The sequence below is a fragment of the Terriglobales bacterium genome (genome assembly GCA_035624455.1).
In the GTDB taxonomy this organism is placed as follows: domain Bacteria; phylum Acidobacteriota; class Terriglobia; order Terriglobales; family Acidobacteriaceae; genus DASPRM01.
The window spans coordinates 1-15,552 of record DASPRM010000080.1; the positions used below are offsets into that span (position 1 = coordinate 1).

At 57.4% G+C, this 15,552-nt stretch carries 16 protein-coding genes and 1 tRNA gene; 5 read left to right on the plus strand and 12 right to left on the minus strand.

Going from position 1 to position 15,552, the window contains the following annotated elements; genetic code table 11:
- The 5 genes from VEG30_08885 to VEG30_08905 all read right to left on the minus strand — a co-directional run.
- A partial coding sequence (locus VEG30_08885; GenBank protein HXZ80031.1) for an alpha/beta fold hydrolase occupies nucleotides 1-479 on the minus strand: 479 nt, incomplete at its 3' end.
- 174 nt (nucleotides 480-653) lie between these two features.
- Nucleotides 654-1,574 (minus strand): proline dehydrogenase family protein, encoded by a 921-nt coding sequence (locus VEG30_08890; protein HXZ80032.1) that lies wholly within the window; start codon nucleotides 1,572-1,574, stop codon nucleotides 654-656.
- 240 nt (nucleotides 1,575-1,814) lie between these two features.
- Nucleotides 1,815-2,756, minus strand: coding sequence for a thioredoxin-disulfide reductase (gene trxB / locus VEG30_08895; GenBank protein HXZ80033.1), 942 nt, complete (start codon nucleotides 2,754-2,756; stop codon nucleotides 1,815-1,817).
- A gap of 62 nt (nucleotides 2,757-2,818) precedes the next feature.
- On the minus strand, nucleotides 2,819-3,508 hold the full coding sequence (locus VEG30_08900) for a hypothetical protein (GenBank protein HXZ80034.1): 690 nt from the start codon (nucleotides 3,506-3,508) through the stop codon (nucleotides 2,819-2,821).
- Nucleotides 3,509-3,529: 21 nt separating this feature from the next.
- The gene (locus tag VEG30_08905) at nucleotides 3,530-5,749 is read right to left on the minus strand and encodes a HEAT repeat domain-containing protein (GenBank protein ID HXZ80035.1); all 2,220 of its coding nucleotides are present in this window, start codon (nucleotides 5,747-5,749) and stop codon (nucleotides 3,530-3,532) included.
- A gap of 419 nt (nucleotides 5,750-6,168) precedes the next feature.
- Here VEG30_08905 and VEG30_08910 point away from each other — a divergent pair, with 419 nt between their 5' ends.
- Complete coding sequence (locus tag VEG30_08910; protein HXZ80036.1) at nucleotides 6,169-6,645, plus strand: cyclic nucleotide-binding domain-containing protein; 477 nt, start codon at nucleotides 6,169-6,171, stop codon at nucleotides 6,643-6,645.
- 170 nt (nucleotides 6,646-6,815) lie between these two features.
- Here VEG30_08910 and VEG30_08915 read toward each other — a convergent pair whose 3' ends face one another.
- Together VEG30_08915 and VEG30_08920 are read right to left on the minus strand one after the other, a co-directional pair.
- Nucleotides 6,816-9,014 (minus strand): SpoIIE family protein phosphatase, encoded by a 2,199-nt coding sequence (locus tag VEG30_08915; protein ID HXZ80037.1) that lies wholly within the window; start codon nucleotides 9,012-9,014, stop codon nucleotides 6,816-6,818.
- Nucleotides 9,015-9,248: 234 nt separating this feature from the next.
- Nucleotides 9,249-9,473, minus strand: a complete 225-nt coding sequence (locus VEG30_08920; GenBank protein HXZ80038.1) for an FmdB family zinc ribbon protein — start codon at nucleotides 9,471-9,473, stop codon at nucleotides 9,249-9,251.
- A gap of 59 nt (nucleotides 9,474-9,532) precedes the next feature.
- Here VEG30_08920 and VEG30_08925 point away from each other — a divergent pair, with 59 nt between their 5' ends.
- Both VEG30_08925 and VEG30_08930 read left to right on the plus strand, forming a co-directional pair.
- The gene (locus VEG30_08925; protein ID HXZ80039.1) at nucleotides 9,533-10,564 is read left to right on the plus strand and encodes an alpha/beta fold hydrolase; all 1,032 of its coding nucleotides are present in this window, start codon (nucleotides 9,533-9,535) and stop codon (nucleotides 10,562-10,564) included.
- 7 nt (nucleotides 10,565-10,571) lie between these two features.
- Nucleotides 10,572-11,192, plus strand: coding sequence for a hypothetical protein (locus tag VEG30_08930; GenBank protein ID HXZ80040.1), 621 nt, complete (start codon nucleotides 10,572-10,574; stop codon nucleotides 11,190-11,192).
- A gap of 52 nt (nucleotides 11,193-11,244) precedes the next feature.
- On the opposite strand, the gene VEG30_08935 is transcribed toward VEG30_08930, so the two are convergent.
- Both VEG30_08935 and VEG30_08940 read right to left on the minus strand, forming a co-directional pair.
- Complete coding sequence (locus VEG30_08935; GenBank protein ID HXZ80041.1) at nucleotides 11,245-11,442, minus strand: DUF5522 domain-containing protein; 198 nt, start codon at nucleotides 11,440-11,442, stop codon at nucleotides 11,245-11,247.
- A gap of 34 nt (nucleotides 11,443-11,476) precedes the next feature.
- Nucleotides 11,477-12,013 carry a beta-propeller fold lactonase family protein gene (locus tag VEG30_08940; GenBank protein ID HXZ80042.1) on the minus strand — a complete coding sequence of 179 codons (537 nt, stop codon included), beginning with the start codon at nucleotides 12,011-12,013 and terminating at the stop codon, nucleotides 11,477-11,479.
- A gap of 135 nt (nucleotides 12,014-12,148) precedes the next feature.
- Between VEG30_08940 and VEG30_08945 the strand changes: the two genes are divergently transcribed.
- Nucleotides 12,149-12,225 (plus strand) — tRNA-Arg (locus VEG30_08945).
- A gap of 105 nt (nucleotides 12,226-12,330) precedes the next feature.
- Nucleotides 12,331-13,023, plus strand: a complete 693-nt coding sequence (locus tag VEG30_08950; GenBank protein HXZ80043.1) for a PilZ domain-containing protein — start codon at nucleotides 12,331-12,333, stop codon at nucleotides 13,021-13,023.
- A gap of 161 nt (nucleotides 13,024-13,184) precedes the next feature.
- On the opposite strand, the gene VEG30_08955 is transcribed toward VEG30_08950, so the two are convergent.
- From VEG30_08955 to VEG30_08965, 3 genes are all read right to left on the minus strand, one after another.
- Nucleotides 13,185-13,472: a PilZ domain-containing protein gene (locus tag VEG30_08955; protein ID HXZ80044.1), complete on the minus strand. Its 288-nt coding sequence runs from the start codon at nucleotides 13,470-13,472 to the stop codon at nucleotides 13,185-13,187.
- Nucleotides 13,473-13,529: 57 nt separating this feature from the next.
- On the minus strand, nucleotides 13,530-14,711 hold the full coding sequence (locus VEG30_08960) for an acyl-CoA dehydrogenase (GenBank protein ID HXZ80045.1): 1,182 nt from the start codon (nucleotides 14,709-14,711) through the stop codon (nucleotides 13,530-13,532).
- Nucleotides 14,712-14,820: 109 nt separating this feature from the next.
- Entirely contained in the window at nucleotides 14,821-15,348 is a 528-nt protein-coding gene (locus VEG30_08965) for a L,D-transpeptidase family protein (protein HXZ80046.1), read from the minus strand.
- Nucleotides 15,349-15,552: the final 204 nt, after the last annotated feature.

The window sequence follows — 15,552 nt, forward strand, 5'->3', positions numbered from 1 at the left end:
AGCTCGGGCGTAAAGCACCAGGGAAAGATCGCCAGAATCGCCATTTCCGCAACATTGTTCAGTGCCTTGGCCAGCACCTGCCAGCTTTCCGCGATCGGCTTGAGGAACCCGTCGGTTTTCGGCCAGCCGCCATGGAGCGAAAGTGATTTGACCTTTTCCGGATGCTTCGCGGCCAGCGACATGCCTATGGCCGCACCGAGTGATAGGCCGGAGATGTGCGCGCTCTGCAATCCCAGGGCTTGCATGAAAGCGGCAACATCGTCGGCGAGAGCCTCGGTGGAGTAGGCGCCTTCGGTTTTGTCCGTTTCACCTGTCCCGCGGAGGTCGAGGGAGATGCAGGTGAAGTGCTTGGCGTATTCCGTCACTTGAAACGCGTAGCAGGCATGATCGGCGGAGGTATAAGGGATGAGAACGAGGGGCTCGCCAGCTCCTTGTTGGTCATAGTTAAACGTGATGTTGTTTGCCTTCACCTTAGGCATAAGTGTTCCCCTTCTGAAAGAAGGTTGTTCACATCAGGGTGCGTGAGTTGGTGGGCCCAGCGTTTTGGCGGATATGCATAATAAATGCGAAGCAGGCTGTTGTCCCGCCATTCTCGGTAGTGTTGGTCCCCGGAGTCAGGATGATCGACAAAGCAGCTCTAAGGGGCAGACATTCTAACGCCGGAATAGATTCCGAGCGATGAAGAAGGCGTTGGCTGGGCGCTCTGCCAACCGGCGCATGAAGTAGGGATACCATTCGGTGCCGAAGGGAATGTAAACCCGCATTCGCCAACCCTCGCGCACCAGCCGCTCCTGCAGGTCGCGCCGAATTCCGTGCAGCATCTGGAACTCAAAAGCGGTAGGCGAAATGTTTTCCTGCCGGGCAAAGCGCTTAGTGACTTCAATGATGCGCTCGTCGTGGGTGGCAATTCCGTGATAGATGCCGCTTTTGAGCAGCAGCTGCATCAACTTCACGTAATTGGCGTCAACGTCGGCTTTCTTCTGGAAAGCGATCGCCGGTGGCTCCTTATAGGCGCCCTTGCACAGGCGGATGCGGATGCCGTCTGCTAATAGCTCCTCCACATCTTTTTCACTGCGAAAGAGGTAGCTCTGGATGACAGCGCCAATGTGCCTGACATTTCCGGGGACGCGATGCATTTCGTGAACGAAATCGAGGGTGAGCTGAGTATAGGGAGAGCCCTCCATGTCCACGCGGACGAAGTTGCCAATGCGGGTAGCGTGCGCGATCAGGCTGCAGACCAACTCACGCGCCAGGTTCTCGTCCACATCCAGCCCCATGTGGGTGAGCTTCAGGCTGATGTTGGCTTGTAATTGCCGGGCATGGATCTGATCGAGGATCTGGTGATAAAGCTGGGCGCTGGCCCGTGCTTCTTCCGAGTTGGTGACATTCTCGCCCAGATTGTCGATGCTGACAGTCATGCCGCGAGCATTCAGTTCCTTTACCGCGGCAATGGCATCGTCCACGGTGGTGCCGGCGACGAAGCGCCTGGCCATGGGCTGTGCCAGGGAGGAGTTTTCGGCAAAGGAGCGCAGGCGGCGATTTTCAGAGAGCCAGATGAAGAATGTCCTCAGCACATTCCTTCCCCAGGCGGAAGAGGACAAATGAGAGGATGTAAAAGCGAAGTCAGAATTCTCGTCGGACGGCTCATCCGGCGCCGTAAGTGCAGGTTCAGCGGGTTCTGGCGTTTTCCGAAGCTCACTCTGGGGTAGAGGTTCGGTTTCGGTTGCATGGGCCACGATGTTTTTATCACATGCCACCGTGGGGATCAGCCAGTGCGGCGGTCACAGAGCGCAGGCAGCGTGGACGCCAGTTTTTCATTCCCCCATGCTCTCCAGAAACCGCTCAGCTTCGATGGCGGCCATACAGCCGGTTCCGGCTGCGGTAATCGCCTGGCGATAGCGGCGGTCCTGAACGTCGCCACAGGCATATACTCCCGGCACGCGGGTGAAAACATAGTCACGCGTGATCAGGTAGCCATCCGCGTCCATATCTAACTGCCCGCGGAAAACGTGCGTGTTCGGAATGTGCCCGATGCCCAGAAACATCGCGCTGGCGGGGTAGTCCCAGACCTTGCCGGTCTTCACATTGCGCAAGCTCAACCCTGTAACTTCTTTCTGGCTGACATTGTGAACGTCTTCAACAATCGTGTCGGTGAGGAATGCAATTCGCGGATTGTTGCGGGCCCGATCCAGCATGATTTTGGAAGCGCGGAATTGATCGCGGCGGTGAATCAGCGTGACTTTTGGAGAGAAGCGGGTGAGGAAGATGGCTTCCTCCATGGCCGAGTCTCCACCGCCGATCACCGTGACGTCCTTGCCGCCGAAGAAAAAGCCGTCACAGGTGGCGCAGGAAGAGACGCCGTGTCCGATCAGGGCCTGCTCGCTGGGCAGACCGAGCCAGCGCGCCGATGCGCCGCTGGCAATGATCAAGGTCTCGGTATGAATGATTTCCTTGCCGACGCTGAGGGAAAAGGGGCGCTGGCTGAGATCGACTGCCGTCACCACACCATGAGAATGTTCCGCTCCGAAGCGCTCCGCCTGCTTACGCAGGTTCTCGATGAGTTCAGGACCCTGAATACCTTCAGGAAATCCAGGAAAGTTCTCTACCGTAGTGGTGAGCGAGAGTTGTCCACCGGGCTCATGCCCAGCCAGCACCAGCGGTCTCAGATTGGCTCGGGCGGAATAGATGGCGGCTGTCAGACCGGCACATCCGGAGCCAATGATGACGGTCTTGCGAAGCGAATTGCGGTTTTCCATGTGCTCTATATTGATTGCTCCATGCTTCGAAAGATTCAGCGGGGCGCCGACGGCTGTTCGTGTCAAGGTTTCGAGGTCAAATTGGAATCCTTTTTCGTCGCTACCGGCGTTTTTGTGCTCGCACCCATTCCCGGAACGCCCAAGGCGGCCAACTCGCGCGGAACGGTGTGGCTGACGCCGAGGGCGGAACGGTAGCGCGCCAGGATCTGCGACGCCTGATGAAATAATGGCTCGTAGGCTGTCTGATCGGCTCCGCGACAACGCGCCAATACAATCGAAGTCTTTCCAAATCGTTCCAGCCGAACTCGATCCGCGGGAGTATCGGTAGCCAAAACCGATGCCGGCGAAGCCGCGCCGGTAATGCTGTTGGTGATGGAGACCTGCGGGTCCTTGGTTTCCTTCATCTTGAACACCAGAGTTTCGGAAACCCCCTTCTCGTCCACGCTGATCGAATACTGCGAAGTGGCGAAGGGCGAACTGGCAATGAAGTCCTTGCGAATACGAACCCAGCGCGAAACCGGAGCGCCTTCCATAGTGGAGCGGCCGCGCGAAATCTCAAAATCCGGGGCGAATTGCGGCTGCGGGATGCGCGCCAGCGCAGTGGAAATCTCCTGCTGCTCGGCTTCGGTAGGGTTGCAGACGTTGAGGTAGTTGATTCGCACCTGCGGAGTTTTTTCCGTTTCTTGCGCTGCGGCAGTAACTGCAAACGCGGCGAGCCCAAAAGCGAGCCAGGAGTGAAGTCGGGTCAGCACCGGCTGATTCTAAACCACAGACTAGCGCTTGGACTCAGGGGCGCGCAGGTACTCAGCTAGCAGGGAATCCGCATGAGCACTATGTGCTGCCTGTTCGAGGAGAGCACGAGTGTGGTCGGATTGGCGGCGACTGAGGGCAGTGCCTGCCATCCGGCGGATTGAAGCGCTCAGGTTGGAACTGGCAAGCACGCGGACCAGGATCTCCGACGACCGTTCTCCCGCGATTGCCGCTACTACTTGCACAGCCGACTGAAGGACTGACATGCGCGCAGAACTGGAGCCAAAAATGAATTTTTCCAGATCGTCCAGGGTTGCAGGATCCTTCAGGAACATCAGCTCATCCAGAGCCGTTTCCAATACGTGTCCGCCCAGGGCTGCCAGAGCCCGAGCCAGCACCTGACCTCGTCCGGGGAGGCGGCTCTTCAGGACGGCAGTGACGGCCGCCTGCTGTACTCGCTCATCCGGATGGTGCAGCGCGGGAGCCAATTGTGCGAGAAGTTCAGGATCACGCAGTTCGCTCAGCACCACGCAGGCGTTGCGAACAACGTACCAGCGTTCATCGGTGAGCCGGCGACGAGCGACCTCGATCCCGGTCTGACCCGTGCGCGCCAGCAATCGCAGCAGAGCCAGCCGGTTGCCGCCCTGCTTGTCGCTTTCGAGCCGTTGAAAAATGAGCTCCAGACCACCCGTACCGGTACGCCGGAGCAGGGTAGTTGCAGTTTGCGCCCAGGCCGAGTCATCGCGTTTCTGCAGGTAAATCTCTATGACTCGCTCAATTTGCGGTGGCAGCAAGAGCCTTGGCAAAATTCGGCGACAACAGGTGGAGTGCGTATCCGGATCCTGGGCGATCAACTTATCAAGTACCAGACCGATCCTTTGCACCTGTTCGTAATTCTCATAGATGGAAGCGGTCTGGGCCAGAGTGGCCAGAGCATTTACCAACTGAAAATGCTTGAACCCCAAGAAATTTGTTCCCTGGACCTCCGGGATCAATCGCTCGGTGGCGGCCTGCGCAAATTCTGTGCTCGGGCCAGCGACCAGATTGATGAGCTCGGTTAGTCGGCTGAGCTCTTCCGGTTGGACCTCCTCGGCAGGCAAACTCAGGACCCCCAGGTAGTGTTTGGCGATGGCCACGGCATCGCCGATTCTGCCTTTAGCGATCCGCTCTTTAATGTGGTCCATCAACCGCAGGAACTCAGCGCGGCTGTAGCGTTGAACCTCGAGCAGACGCGCCTGCTTGCGGTCCGGAGGTAAGGCCACCCAACGCAGCTCGTCTTGGATCTTTTCATAGGTCTGCTGGGGGAAGCTGTACTCACGGACGAACCTAGCCAGCTTTGTCGCCAGTTGCTCCGCCATCTGCGTGGCATAGAGACTGCGTGCCAGCACGCGCACGACGTCCTCTTCCACCACGTAAGCGTCGGCCGATTTGGGCGCGGATGCAAGCCGCTGGCTGGCCCATGTGAGCGCCGTATCTGCGATCAGTTCGGTGGCGAGTTCGTTGGCTGGCATTGCACTCAATTCAGCTCGGCGTTCCGCCGGAAACGCCGAAAGCGCGAAATCGGGTTTCATCCCTTGGAGGAGACGGGCCAAAGCGGTGTAGGCCTTGTAAGGATCGCCGTGTTGCTGGGTGAGGGCGGCCTGCAGGGTAGGACCGATCAGATTCATGATGTCGTCCGGTCCGCCGATGCCTGGGGGACGAGCCATTCCGGCGGATTCGAACAACAGGCCCATGGCTTCCATGGCGACCGTCGGGATGGACTCCTTAGCGTCGTGGGTGCGCAGATAGGTGGCAGCGTCGGTTTCGAGGAGGGTATCGCCCTCCTCTGTCCGCTTCTTGTCTTTGCTGCTGGGAAAGAATTGAATGCCGTCGATGGCGTTCTGTTCGAGGAAGATCCTGGCACCACCCTGGGCAGCAATGAGCTTGGGGGAGGTGGAAAGAACCCCCACCACGTGGCGGTAGCGAGCGAGGGTCAGGCCGGGCTCAAAACGAACTGCCCCGATACCCCGTTTCAAGAACTCATTTTCGAGATGAGCTACCCCCATGTCCTTGGTTAGCAGGTTATTCAGCATCAAGCGATCATCCACGAACCCGATCACCAGTTCACGTGCTTGCTTAAGCAAGAAAATCAGCTGGTCGAAGCTTTGCTGGATAGGACCCGCAGTAACCGGGTGTTCGACCCCCAGCATGATCGCGGTACGGACAGCGATCTGCAAAGTGCGGGCATATCGCAATCCAGCCATTTTTAGCTGTTTCTCTTCGAGCACGGAGATCACCGATACTGATTTTCCGGGAATCGGTCTCGCGGATCCGATTCTACGAACCTGGATGCTGTGGATAGCTTGGCCGGGGGCTGGCCAGAGCCATCGCAGGAGAACCTGCTTGTATAAGAGTCTGATCTAGGAATGGTTTGCGTGCAAGGACTTGCACAGAAACATGCGCAAAATCATCTCCCAGGCATCCAGGAACACGGCGGCATGTGATTGCAATCACAGCTTTAAGTGGGTCCCAGCGGCAGCATGCGCAATAGTGTTTCATAGTTCCTGAAGAGGGGCGCTTTCACAGCGCCTATCTCCGTTGACTGGCGCGCATTTTCCGGCCTCAGCCGCGGATCAGAATCTCTCAAGACAGCCTCTTCTGAAACACAGCGGACGAGAGCGCTATGTCTCAGCCCGATCCCAAAGCGCATTCCCAACCCGGCGAGCGCAGCCACCAATTCCAGCGCAGCTTGTTGGAAGCCTTCAAGACGGCGGAGCAAGTGAATTATCCAGCGAACGCGACGATCTTTCAGCAGGATGATCCAGCCCAAGGGATACACCTTATCCACGAGGGAGAGGTACTGTTGTTTATCAATTCTGGAGAAAGACGCACGCCCATTCACACCGTGGGTGCGGGATCGCTGCTCGGCTTATCCGCGGCTGTTACCGGTCAAGCTTGCGCCTGCACTGCCGAGACGGTGCAGGCGGTGCGGGCCGGTTTTATTAGCCGGGAACGGCTGCTGCAGATCGTGCGCCATGACTCCGAATACTGTTTTGAGGTGGTGAAGATGCTTGCGGCGGAGTTGCTGGACCTATCGGCGGGAGCCTTGACCGCTGCCCACAGCCACCCTAAATCCATCAAACACGGTCAATCAGAGTGAGGACCGGTTGAGTGCTTCTGAGTGCTGGGAGGCTATCTCATAACGGACCCTGAGGGTAACCCTCCGTTTCCCGCAGGGGCTTAAAGTTCCGGATTTTGCGCTCCGGACGGCGCGGCTGAAAGCCGCGCCCATTCAGGACGGATCTATCAGCTGCTTCTGACTGCCGATGACTATCTCACCCGCGCCAGCACGAGTGTCACGTCGTCGGGCTGTTCGTGAGGTCCGATCCAGTCGCTGACCGCCGCCAGGGCTAGTTCGGATATGCGGGCGATCGGGAGGTTGTGGTTCTCCTGCACTAATTGAATGAGGCGGTGTTCGCCAAACTCTCCAAACTCATTTTCCGGCTCTGTCACGCCATCGCTGTAGGCGACAAAGATATCGTCTGGCCGCAACTCTGCCGTGGCTTCCTGATAGCTTACGCCGTCGAGCAAGCCGATCACCGTACCCCCAGTATCCAATCGGCGAACCCGACCATCCCGCGACAATACCAAAGGCGCGAGATGGCCGGCGTTGGTGTGAGTCAGCTTGCGGGTTTGGCCATCATAGACACCAAGAAACATGGTCGCGTATTTCTCTAGAGGAGTGCTCTGATAGAGCTGACGGTTGAGCATGGTGCAGAGCAATGCAGGAGAAACATCAGCCTCCGAGTCCCCAAACGAGGAGGCGTCATAGCGCGAGAACACGCGCACCCCGCCGCCTACGTTGGCTGCGGCCAGTGCGGGCGAGCGCTCCAAGCTATAGGCGCGCACCGCAGAATGAATGGTAGCCATCAGCAGGGCAGCAGAAATCCCTTTTCCACTGATGTCGCCCACGGCCAGCGCCACCTTCTCCGGTCCCAGGGGAATGAAATCGTAGTAATCGCCGCTGACCGTGCGTGCTGGGCGGCAAACGCCATAGAGTTCGAGGGTGGCCAGGTCCGATGCCTGTTTGGGAAACAACTGGGCCTGCACTTCCTGTGCGATCGCCAGCTCGTTTTCCATGCGCTGCTTTTCTTTCTGTTCGGCAATCAATTTCTCCAGCGATTCCGCCATGCCATTGAAAGATTTCTCCAGAGCAGCCAATTGGTCGTCGGATTTCACCTGGATGCGGTGGCTGAAATCGCCACGGTTCACAAACTGCGTAGCGCGATAGAGCGCGGCAACCGACCGCGTGATCGTGCGGCTTAGCCCAATCCCGATCAGCAGGGCCACTAATTCGATGACCGCAAAAGCGATGGCTACGGCTACCAGCGCAATCAGGATGGCGTTGGCAAATTGCCCTATTACCAGGAACAAGCGCTGATAGAGCAAAGAAGGCCGGGTTCGAACCAGCATGAGCGCGTTCCGTGATTCACCGGACTGCCAGTCGAGCAGGGTGAGGGTCGTGGGAAACGTCACTTCTCGATCCAAGGAATACAGGGGAGGCGGAAGCTTGCCTGCTGTAATTCCTTGCCCTCCTCCCCCCGGCGCCTCTACGCCTCCCTCGGGTCCGATCCGCAACTCTTCGTTGGACTCATTGATGCGCAGGCGCTCAATCCTTTCCGTCCTGCGCCCCGAGGACTGAGGCCCGGAAATCTTGAAAGGGACGAGGGAGATAGAGCCAATATCAGCAGCGAGCTTTTCCAGCAGTGTCTTGTTAAGCGGGACGCTGGAGATCACGATCAGTTTCTCGTCACCTACGGACAGAGTGCGCATAGATCGCAGCCACACCCGTTCACGATCGATGACCAAGCTGGTCACATCGCCCTGAATCTTCTGTGGCGGTGACACCAATTGCGAATCAGTGGTGTTGGCTACCTTCCCGTTCAGCTCTGCGGCAGACTCCAGCACTTCGCCGTTGCCGCGATACAAGGCGCTCAGGCTGCGCTCGGGGAAGGCTTCTTCCCGGACGTTTACCTTCTGCAGCAAACCGCGTGACAGTTTCTTTCCCTCACGCAGCGGAGCAGCAACTTCCGAAGCCAGGTGTTCATTCAAAGCCTCCAGACTCTTGAGCTCAACCTTCAGATCGGAGGTGGCAACGTAAGTAGCGAACTGGCCGACAAACAAGTAGGCGATGATCAATCCCATCACGATCAACAGCAGCACGGGTATCACGCCGATGAAGGTATAGGTCACGATCAGACGGTTGCGTAAGCGCCACATCGCCCGCCGCAATCCCCAGCGGACGATAAGCCATACGAGTAGGGTGCCTGCAATCGAGGTGAGAAAACTGACCCAGGCATCCAGGCTGACGCTGGGGCGGTGCCGGATCCAGGCGCTCAGCCTGGCAACCACAAACAAGAACAGATCAAGACCGAGAAGATAAAGTGTGAAGCGTGCCAACCCGCCCAGCGGCAAGATCCCTGTCGCCAGGAGCTTGCGCCGAATCTTGTGGTAAGTAGGGGAGGCCATTGCTCACCAATGAAGCTGATTATAGCCCGGAGATTCCGGGCTTCTGGCTCAGGCTTTCTGCCGATCGAAAACTACCTGAGAGAAGTTACGTAAGATCCAAATTCAAGGTTCCGCTGACTTCGCAGGAGGAAATTCGGGTACGCACCCGGCGAGTGGCAAATCTCAGGCGGGGACCTGCAGGAGCAGCTACGTGTAAGATTCCAGATCCGTTGCGACAACAGGTCAGGCGCTGAGTCAGTTCTCGCAGAAGTCTGGACCGCAGCCGCAAGTACCCATCCCGCATCCGCCCTCGGAGGGAGCTGCCGACGACGATTTGGAAGACGAGGGAGTGGCGTAAGTGGAGAACTGCTGATCGAGGCGAGTGCCGTGACAATATGGGCATTCCGCTTTTTTGGATCCATAGATCAGCGCTTCGAAGGGCTTATTGCATTCTTTACAGATGTACTCGAAAATCGGCATCCCGAATTCCAGCCTTTCCATTGCTCAAACAGAACGACAATTGGCTACACTGATCTTAGATGGCGGGCGGAATTTCAGGCAAGTCTTCGGCGATGACAGTAAGCGAGGCTGCGGTTTCTTTACGGCACGATTTCGTGCCGCGGCGGTGGCTGCGGAACGGACACTTTCAGACACTCGCTTGCAGCTTTCTGCCGCGTCTGGATTGCCGGGCGAAAGAAGAGGCCCGGCTTATCCGTGTCACCGAGGATACGAAAATTCTGTGCCACTGCCACTGGCAGGCTAATCGCAGACAGGCCCTGACGCTGATCGCGGTTCATGGTCTGGAAGGCTCCAGTTCCTCGCAATACATGATCGGCACTGCGCAGAAAGCCTGGGCAGCAGGCATGAACGTGGTACGCATGAACATGCGCAACTGCGGAGGCACTGAGAATCTTACGCCGACGCTCTACAACTCCAGTTTGTCGGGCGACGTGGACGCAGTGGTACGAGCCTTGATTTCCGAGGATAAGTTATCGCGCATCGCCGTCGCTGGGTTCTCCATGGGGGGAAACCTGGTCCTGAAATGCGCAGGCGAGTGGGGCCGGGTAGCGCCACCCGAGGTCGAAGCGATCAGTGCGATCTCGCCGGCTATGGATCTTGCGGCATCAGCAGACGCCTTACACCGTCCCTCCAATCGTATCTATGAATGGGCTTTCCTGGTAGGACTGCATCGTCGCATGGCACGCAAGGCACGGCTCTTTCCCCAGTTCTATCGTTCCTATCCGCTGTTTAGCATTCGCAGCTTGCGTGAGTTTGACGAGAAGATCACCGCGCCTCACGGCGGGTTCAGCGGCGCGGACGACTATTACGCGCGCGCCGGCGCCTCGCAGCTAGTGGATCGCCTTGCATTACGAACCCTAATTATCCACTCCCGTGACGATCCGTTCATCCTGCTGACGGAAGAGACTCGTGCGAAGATCCTGGCCAATCCGAAAATCACATTGATCGAGACTCGCCATGGCGGACATTGTGGGTTTCTGGCAAGCTCCGATGGTTATGACGGCCGCTGGGCAGAGCAGCAGACGATCGCGTTTCTGGAGCATGGATCGTGAATGCTCGATGTATATTGGGTCAACAATTGCGCGCCTTATGCAGGCTGATTACTCGGTCGAACTCGGTTCCGACGATCCTATTCTTGCCGTCCCCTGGTCTTCCCCGGCTGGGGACTCGCATTTTATCGATCTGCGGCGATTTCCCGAGAGATTGGGCGAGATTCCTGAAGCTCGCAAGCTGACGGCATTAGCCGAATTCCTGACTGCTGTGAACTCTCACACTTCGGTGCTACAGAGCGCGAAGTGCGATGCCTGGTTTTCCACCGAGATCGGCGAAGAAGAGGCCATATTCGGCGCTTCCTGCAAGTTTGGATCTTATGTTGATGTCGTCTTCGTTTCTCCTTCGACGCGTGTGTCCTTACCTGAGCACGAGCACCTTGGCGAAGGGCTGGCGAAACTGTTAGCGCGAGCGCCGGAGATTCCAGCAGCTTTGGAAGCAGTAATCAGGCGAGCCCACTTTGAGGTGGACAAGCCCGACCTTTTCGTGCAGGAAGGCTTCTATTTCACGATCTACGTTTTTGGTTACGGAGATGAACAGGAAGACGCACAGCGATTCTGGGCGATTGCAATGCGCCTAGTAGGCAACGCCATTTTGCAGCTATCGGCGGAAAAGGCATCAGCGGGATAAGGGCAGAGGACAAGTCGTATCCGTTACAATGACGCTGAGCACAATTACCCGATTACTTATTCGACTTCTCGATCCCTACCGCTTCACTCTCTCTCCGAAAACCATACGGGCAGTGGCGGCAGCCGGACTGGCAGCAGAATCCCCGCTTCTGGAGATAGGCCGCAGTGAACACCATCAGCCCGTTTTCGAAGTAGAAGTGTTCTCCTTCGACTAAGTCTCCGTTGCGTTCTTCTCCCGTCTCGCCGCTCATCCTCGCTCAGTTTGAGGATAGCAGGCGGAATCTTTCATTGCTTCACAATCGCGGCGTCGGCTACCTTGGTTCCAATGGGGCTGCCGGAGAGCGCGGTCAATTTGCCGCTATTCTGATCCACCGAGAAGCCCTGCAACACATCGCCCACTACATACAAAAACTTGCCAGACGGGTCGATGCGCAAATGAGCTCCCTCTGCGGTCAGGCCGAACGGCGATCCTTGCACTTGCGTGAGCGTTCCCGAGTTATCGTCGAGCTTGTACACGGATATCGACTCGGTTCCGCTCTGGTTGTAGCCGCTGGGATTCAGCAGAAACACAAATTTGTTTGCCGGATCGCTGATCGCATATGAAGCGGCATTGCCGCCGGGAAAAGGCGAGCCCGGCACGGCGGTAAAGGACCCATCAGAGCCAACTTTAAAGACCTCAAGATTTGCCAGTTCGTAGTGCGGAACAAGGGCAAACTTGAAGTCGGCGCTGAGGGAAACGGATGAGGTATGGCCGGCGGTTCCGAAGGGAGCGCCGGCCACTGGATAAGAGGCAGGGAAAAGCTGTAAGCCCGCGGAAAGCATTTGCTTCACGCTGAAAATCGAGTTGATTGCCGAGAGCCTCGGGTCCTGGCGCTGGCCAGCCACCGGGTTAGTGCGACTGAACTACTTAGCTCCGCGCGCCCGACCTAGCCCGTATTGTATGCTTATGGTCATTGCGGGCCCGTAGCTCAAAAGGATAGAGCATCGGCCTTCTAAGCCGAGGGTTGCAGGTTCGATTCCTGCCGGGCCTACCAGCGCTTTCCCGCAGCGGTGCACAGTTTCCTTGACAGCCCCTGAGCTCTGGAATAGGTTTCGGAGAGCGCTTCTTTCGTCCCCGCCGATCCCCCAGGGGAACTATCATGCCGGACCTTCGTTCCGAGCCCCGAGTAGTGCGCCTGTCGCCGGTACGTGTGTTTGGCCTCGATCCTGCCGGCCATCCGGTCAGCCAATTGGTTCACACCGGCGACATCAGCAAGCATGGCGCGCGCATTGTGGGCATCCGTAACTGGCAAACGCCCGGCGAAACCATTGGGGTGCGGTATGAGCGGGAGAAGGCTCGCTTCAAGATCATCTGGGTGGGCAAGCCTGGGACGCCGCAGGATGGACATCTCGGATTACGATGTGTTGAGCCCGGCAAATATATCTGGGGCCTGTCACCGGGGGCTGCTCATGCCAAGATAACTGCCAGTGCGCATCATCCCGCATTTTCGCCGACAGGTGAGAGCCCCCGCCGCAGCGACATCCGCTTTCCCATCGAAGCCGGGAGTCAGGTGCGGGAGTTCGGTACTCATATTCCTACCTGGGTCACTGTTACGGATGTCAGTATGGGAGGATGCTACGCGCAAACTTCCACACCGTTCTCCCTTGACACCAATGTGGAGATCACCCTGCATGTGGGCGACGTCCGGATCGATGCCTGTGGGTTCGTCGTGCACAGCCAGCCGCTGGCAGGCATGGGCATCAAGTTTGCGGAGATGACGCCCTTGAATCGCGAGCAACTGAAGCACGTGATTGCGAGGCTGGGCTCACATCGACGATCGATTGCGCAGTAGGTTAAGTACGATCGAGTGAAGTCAGATTGGGCGAGGGAAGATTGGGTGAAGTTGGATCGGGTGAAGGACGATGCGTGATTTCTGATCGGCTGAAGGTAGGTCGGATCCAGCTTCCGTTTCCTAACTTGGAATTGCTAACTTGCAATTGCTAACTTGCTGCTCTAACGCCCCGATGCGGCGAAGCGCACTCCGATGGTGTCCGCTTCGCGATAGCGCACTTCGATCAGAAATTTCTCGCGCGTCCCGTTAGGCTCGAGTACGGTTACGGTCATGCGCGCCCCGCTTTTCAGTTCGGGGTTTTCCAGTCCCGGCGTGAGGCGGATCTGCATACCGCCTCCGCTGACCTTCTCCAGCCAGCCGATGGGTTGGCCTTTTTCATCGAGGACGCGGACGCCTTCGGGAGCGTCCAAGCGCGGGTATTGGCGCTGCGGTAGGTTTGACGTGGTCATCTTGAGAGCCGCCTGCTTTCTGGGGCGAGACATAAGAAAGGCCGCACAAGTGCCAGCCTATTTGCCTCCCAGAACCAGCTTGGCAATGGTGGCCAGCTGCATGTTCGACGTGCCCTCGTAGATCTTACCGATTTTTGCGTCGCGGAAGTATTTCTCAACTGGGTAATCCCTGGTGAAACCGTAGCCCCCATAAATTTCGACCGCCAGGGAGGTGACCCGTTCCGCCACCTGCGAGGCGAAAAGCTTAGTCATGGCTGCTTCCTTGACGAAGTTAACACCGGCATCCTTCATGCGCGCGGCGTTGTAAACCATCATGCGGGCTGCTTCCAGTTCGGTGGCCATTTGCGCCAACTGGAACTGGATGGCCTGGAAATCGGAGATGGGATGGCCGAACTGCTTGCGTTCCTGGGCATACTTGAGGGCAGATTCCCAGGCACCGCGAGCCAGGCCGATCATCTGCGCGCCGATGCCGATGCGTCCTTCGTTCAACGTTTCAATGGCGATCTTGTAGCCTTTGCCGACTTCGCCCAAGACGTTTTCCTTGGGCACGCGGCAGTCTTCCAGAATCAGCTCGCAAGTGCTGGAGGCGCGGATGCCCAGCTTGTCTTCTTTCTTGCCGACGCTGAATCCAGGGAAATTTTTCTCCACGATGAAGGCGGTAATGCCTTTGTACCCGGCGGATGGATCAACAGTGGCAAAGAGGACAAAGATGCCAGCTTCCTTGGCGTTGGTGATCCATAGCTTGCGGCCGTTGAGGACGTAGTCGTTGCCCCTGGCCTCGGCGCGTGTGGCCAGAGCAAATGCGTCGGAGCCGGAACCCGCCTCGCTCAGGGCATAGGCGCCCACTACGTCGGAGGCGAGCTTAGGCAGGTATTTCTTTTTCTGCGCTTCGCTCGCCCAGCGCAGGAAGGCATTGTTGACCAGGGTATTCTGCACATCGACAATCACGCCAGCCGAGGCATCCACGCGCGATAGCTCCTCCACCGCAAGGATGGCCTCGAAAAACGTGCCAGCTCCGCCTCCATATTGCTCAGGAAGCTCGATGCTCATCAGGCCAAGCTGGAAGAACTGATCGATCAGGCTGTGCTCGAAGACGCCCTTTTCGTCCATTTCTTTGACGTGGGGACGCAGCGTGCCCTCGGCAAATTGTCGGATATTGTCGCGAAACAGGACTTCATCTTCAGTGAGGGAAAGCAATGGCGGACGAATCTCGGCTCGTTGGGCAATGGCTTCAGGCATGGAAGAACCTCATGAGGGCAAGTAAACAAGAACAAGGAAATGATTGTATATCAGGCCTGTTTGTCATCACGAGTGGGGGGAAGGTCGCGAGGGTCTCCAGGTATCAACCCTACGGCTCGATCTCTATAGGTGTCCCATCCGGTACGACTCGCCAGATTTCATCCATTTCATCGTCAGTCACGGCAATACATCCATCTGTCCAATCCATTTTCAGATGTATACGTCCCAACCATCCAAAGCCGTTGGGCAGACCATGAATGAATACATCACCACCTGCCGAGGTGCCGAGTTTACGCGCGGCTTCGATCTGCTCAGGATTTGGGTAAGAGATGTGGATCGAACGATAGAAGCGGCTCTTGGGATTTCGCCGATCTAAGACGTAGATTCCTTCCGGCGTCTTATGATCCCCTTCGCGAGCCTTCGGTCCGACCGGATCACTTCCAAGGGAGACTGAATACCGCTTCAGCTCCTGACCATGACTGTACAGAATCAGCTGGCGTGCTTTTTTCAGGACTACGACTTTGTCAGCCTGCGCGGTGGCGGCGAGTGCATGGGTTTGTGCCGCCTGCAGTGTGGTCGAGCATCCTAGGGCCGCAATTAGCAGTCTTGTACCCGGTTTCCAGCTGATCTTTGGCATGCGCCTAGGCACTCGGAACTGAAATGCGAATCAAGAGTTAAGGCAGATACCTCATTGGTATGGGCACACCAAGCAAGAAAGCATCTACTCTCCCACTGCTCTTTCCATGATCCGAGGCTGCTCCTCGTTTACCGCTACGCCGTCGCTAAATGTCACGTATCTCCCCGAGATCGCCGGCACGCGCTCCCCGGGCACGATAATTCC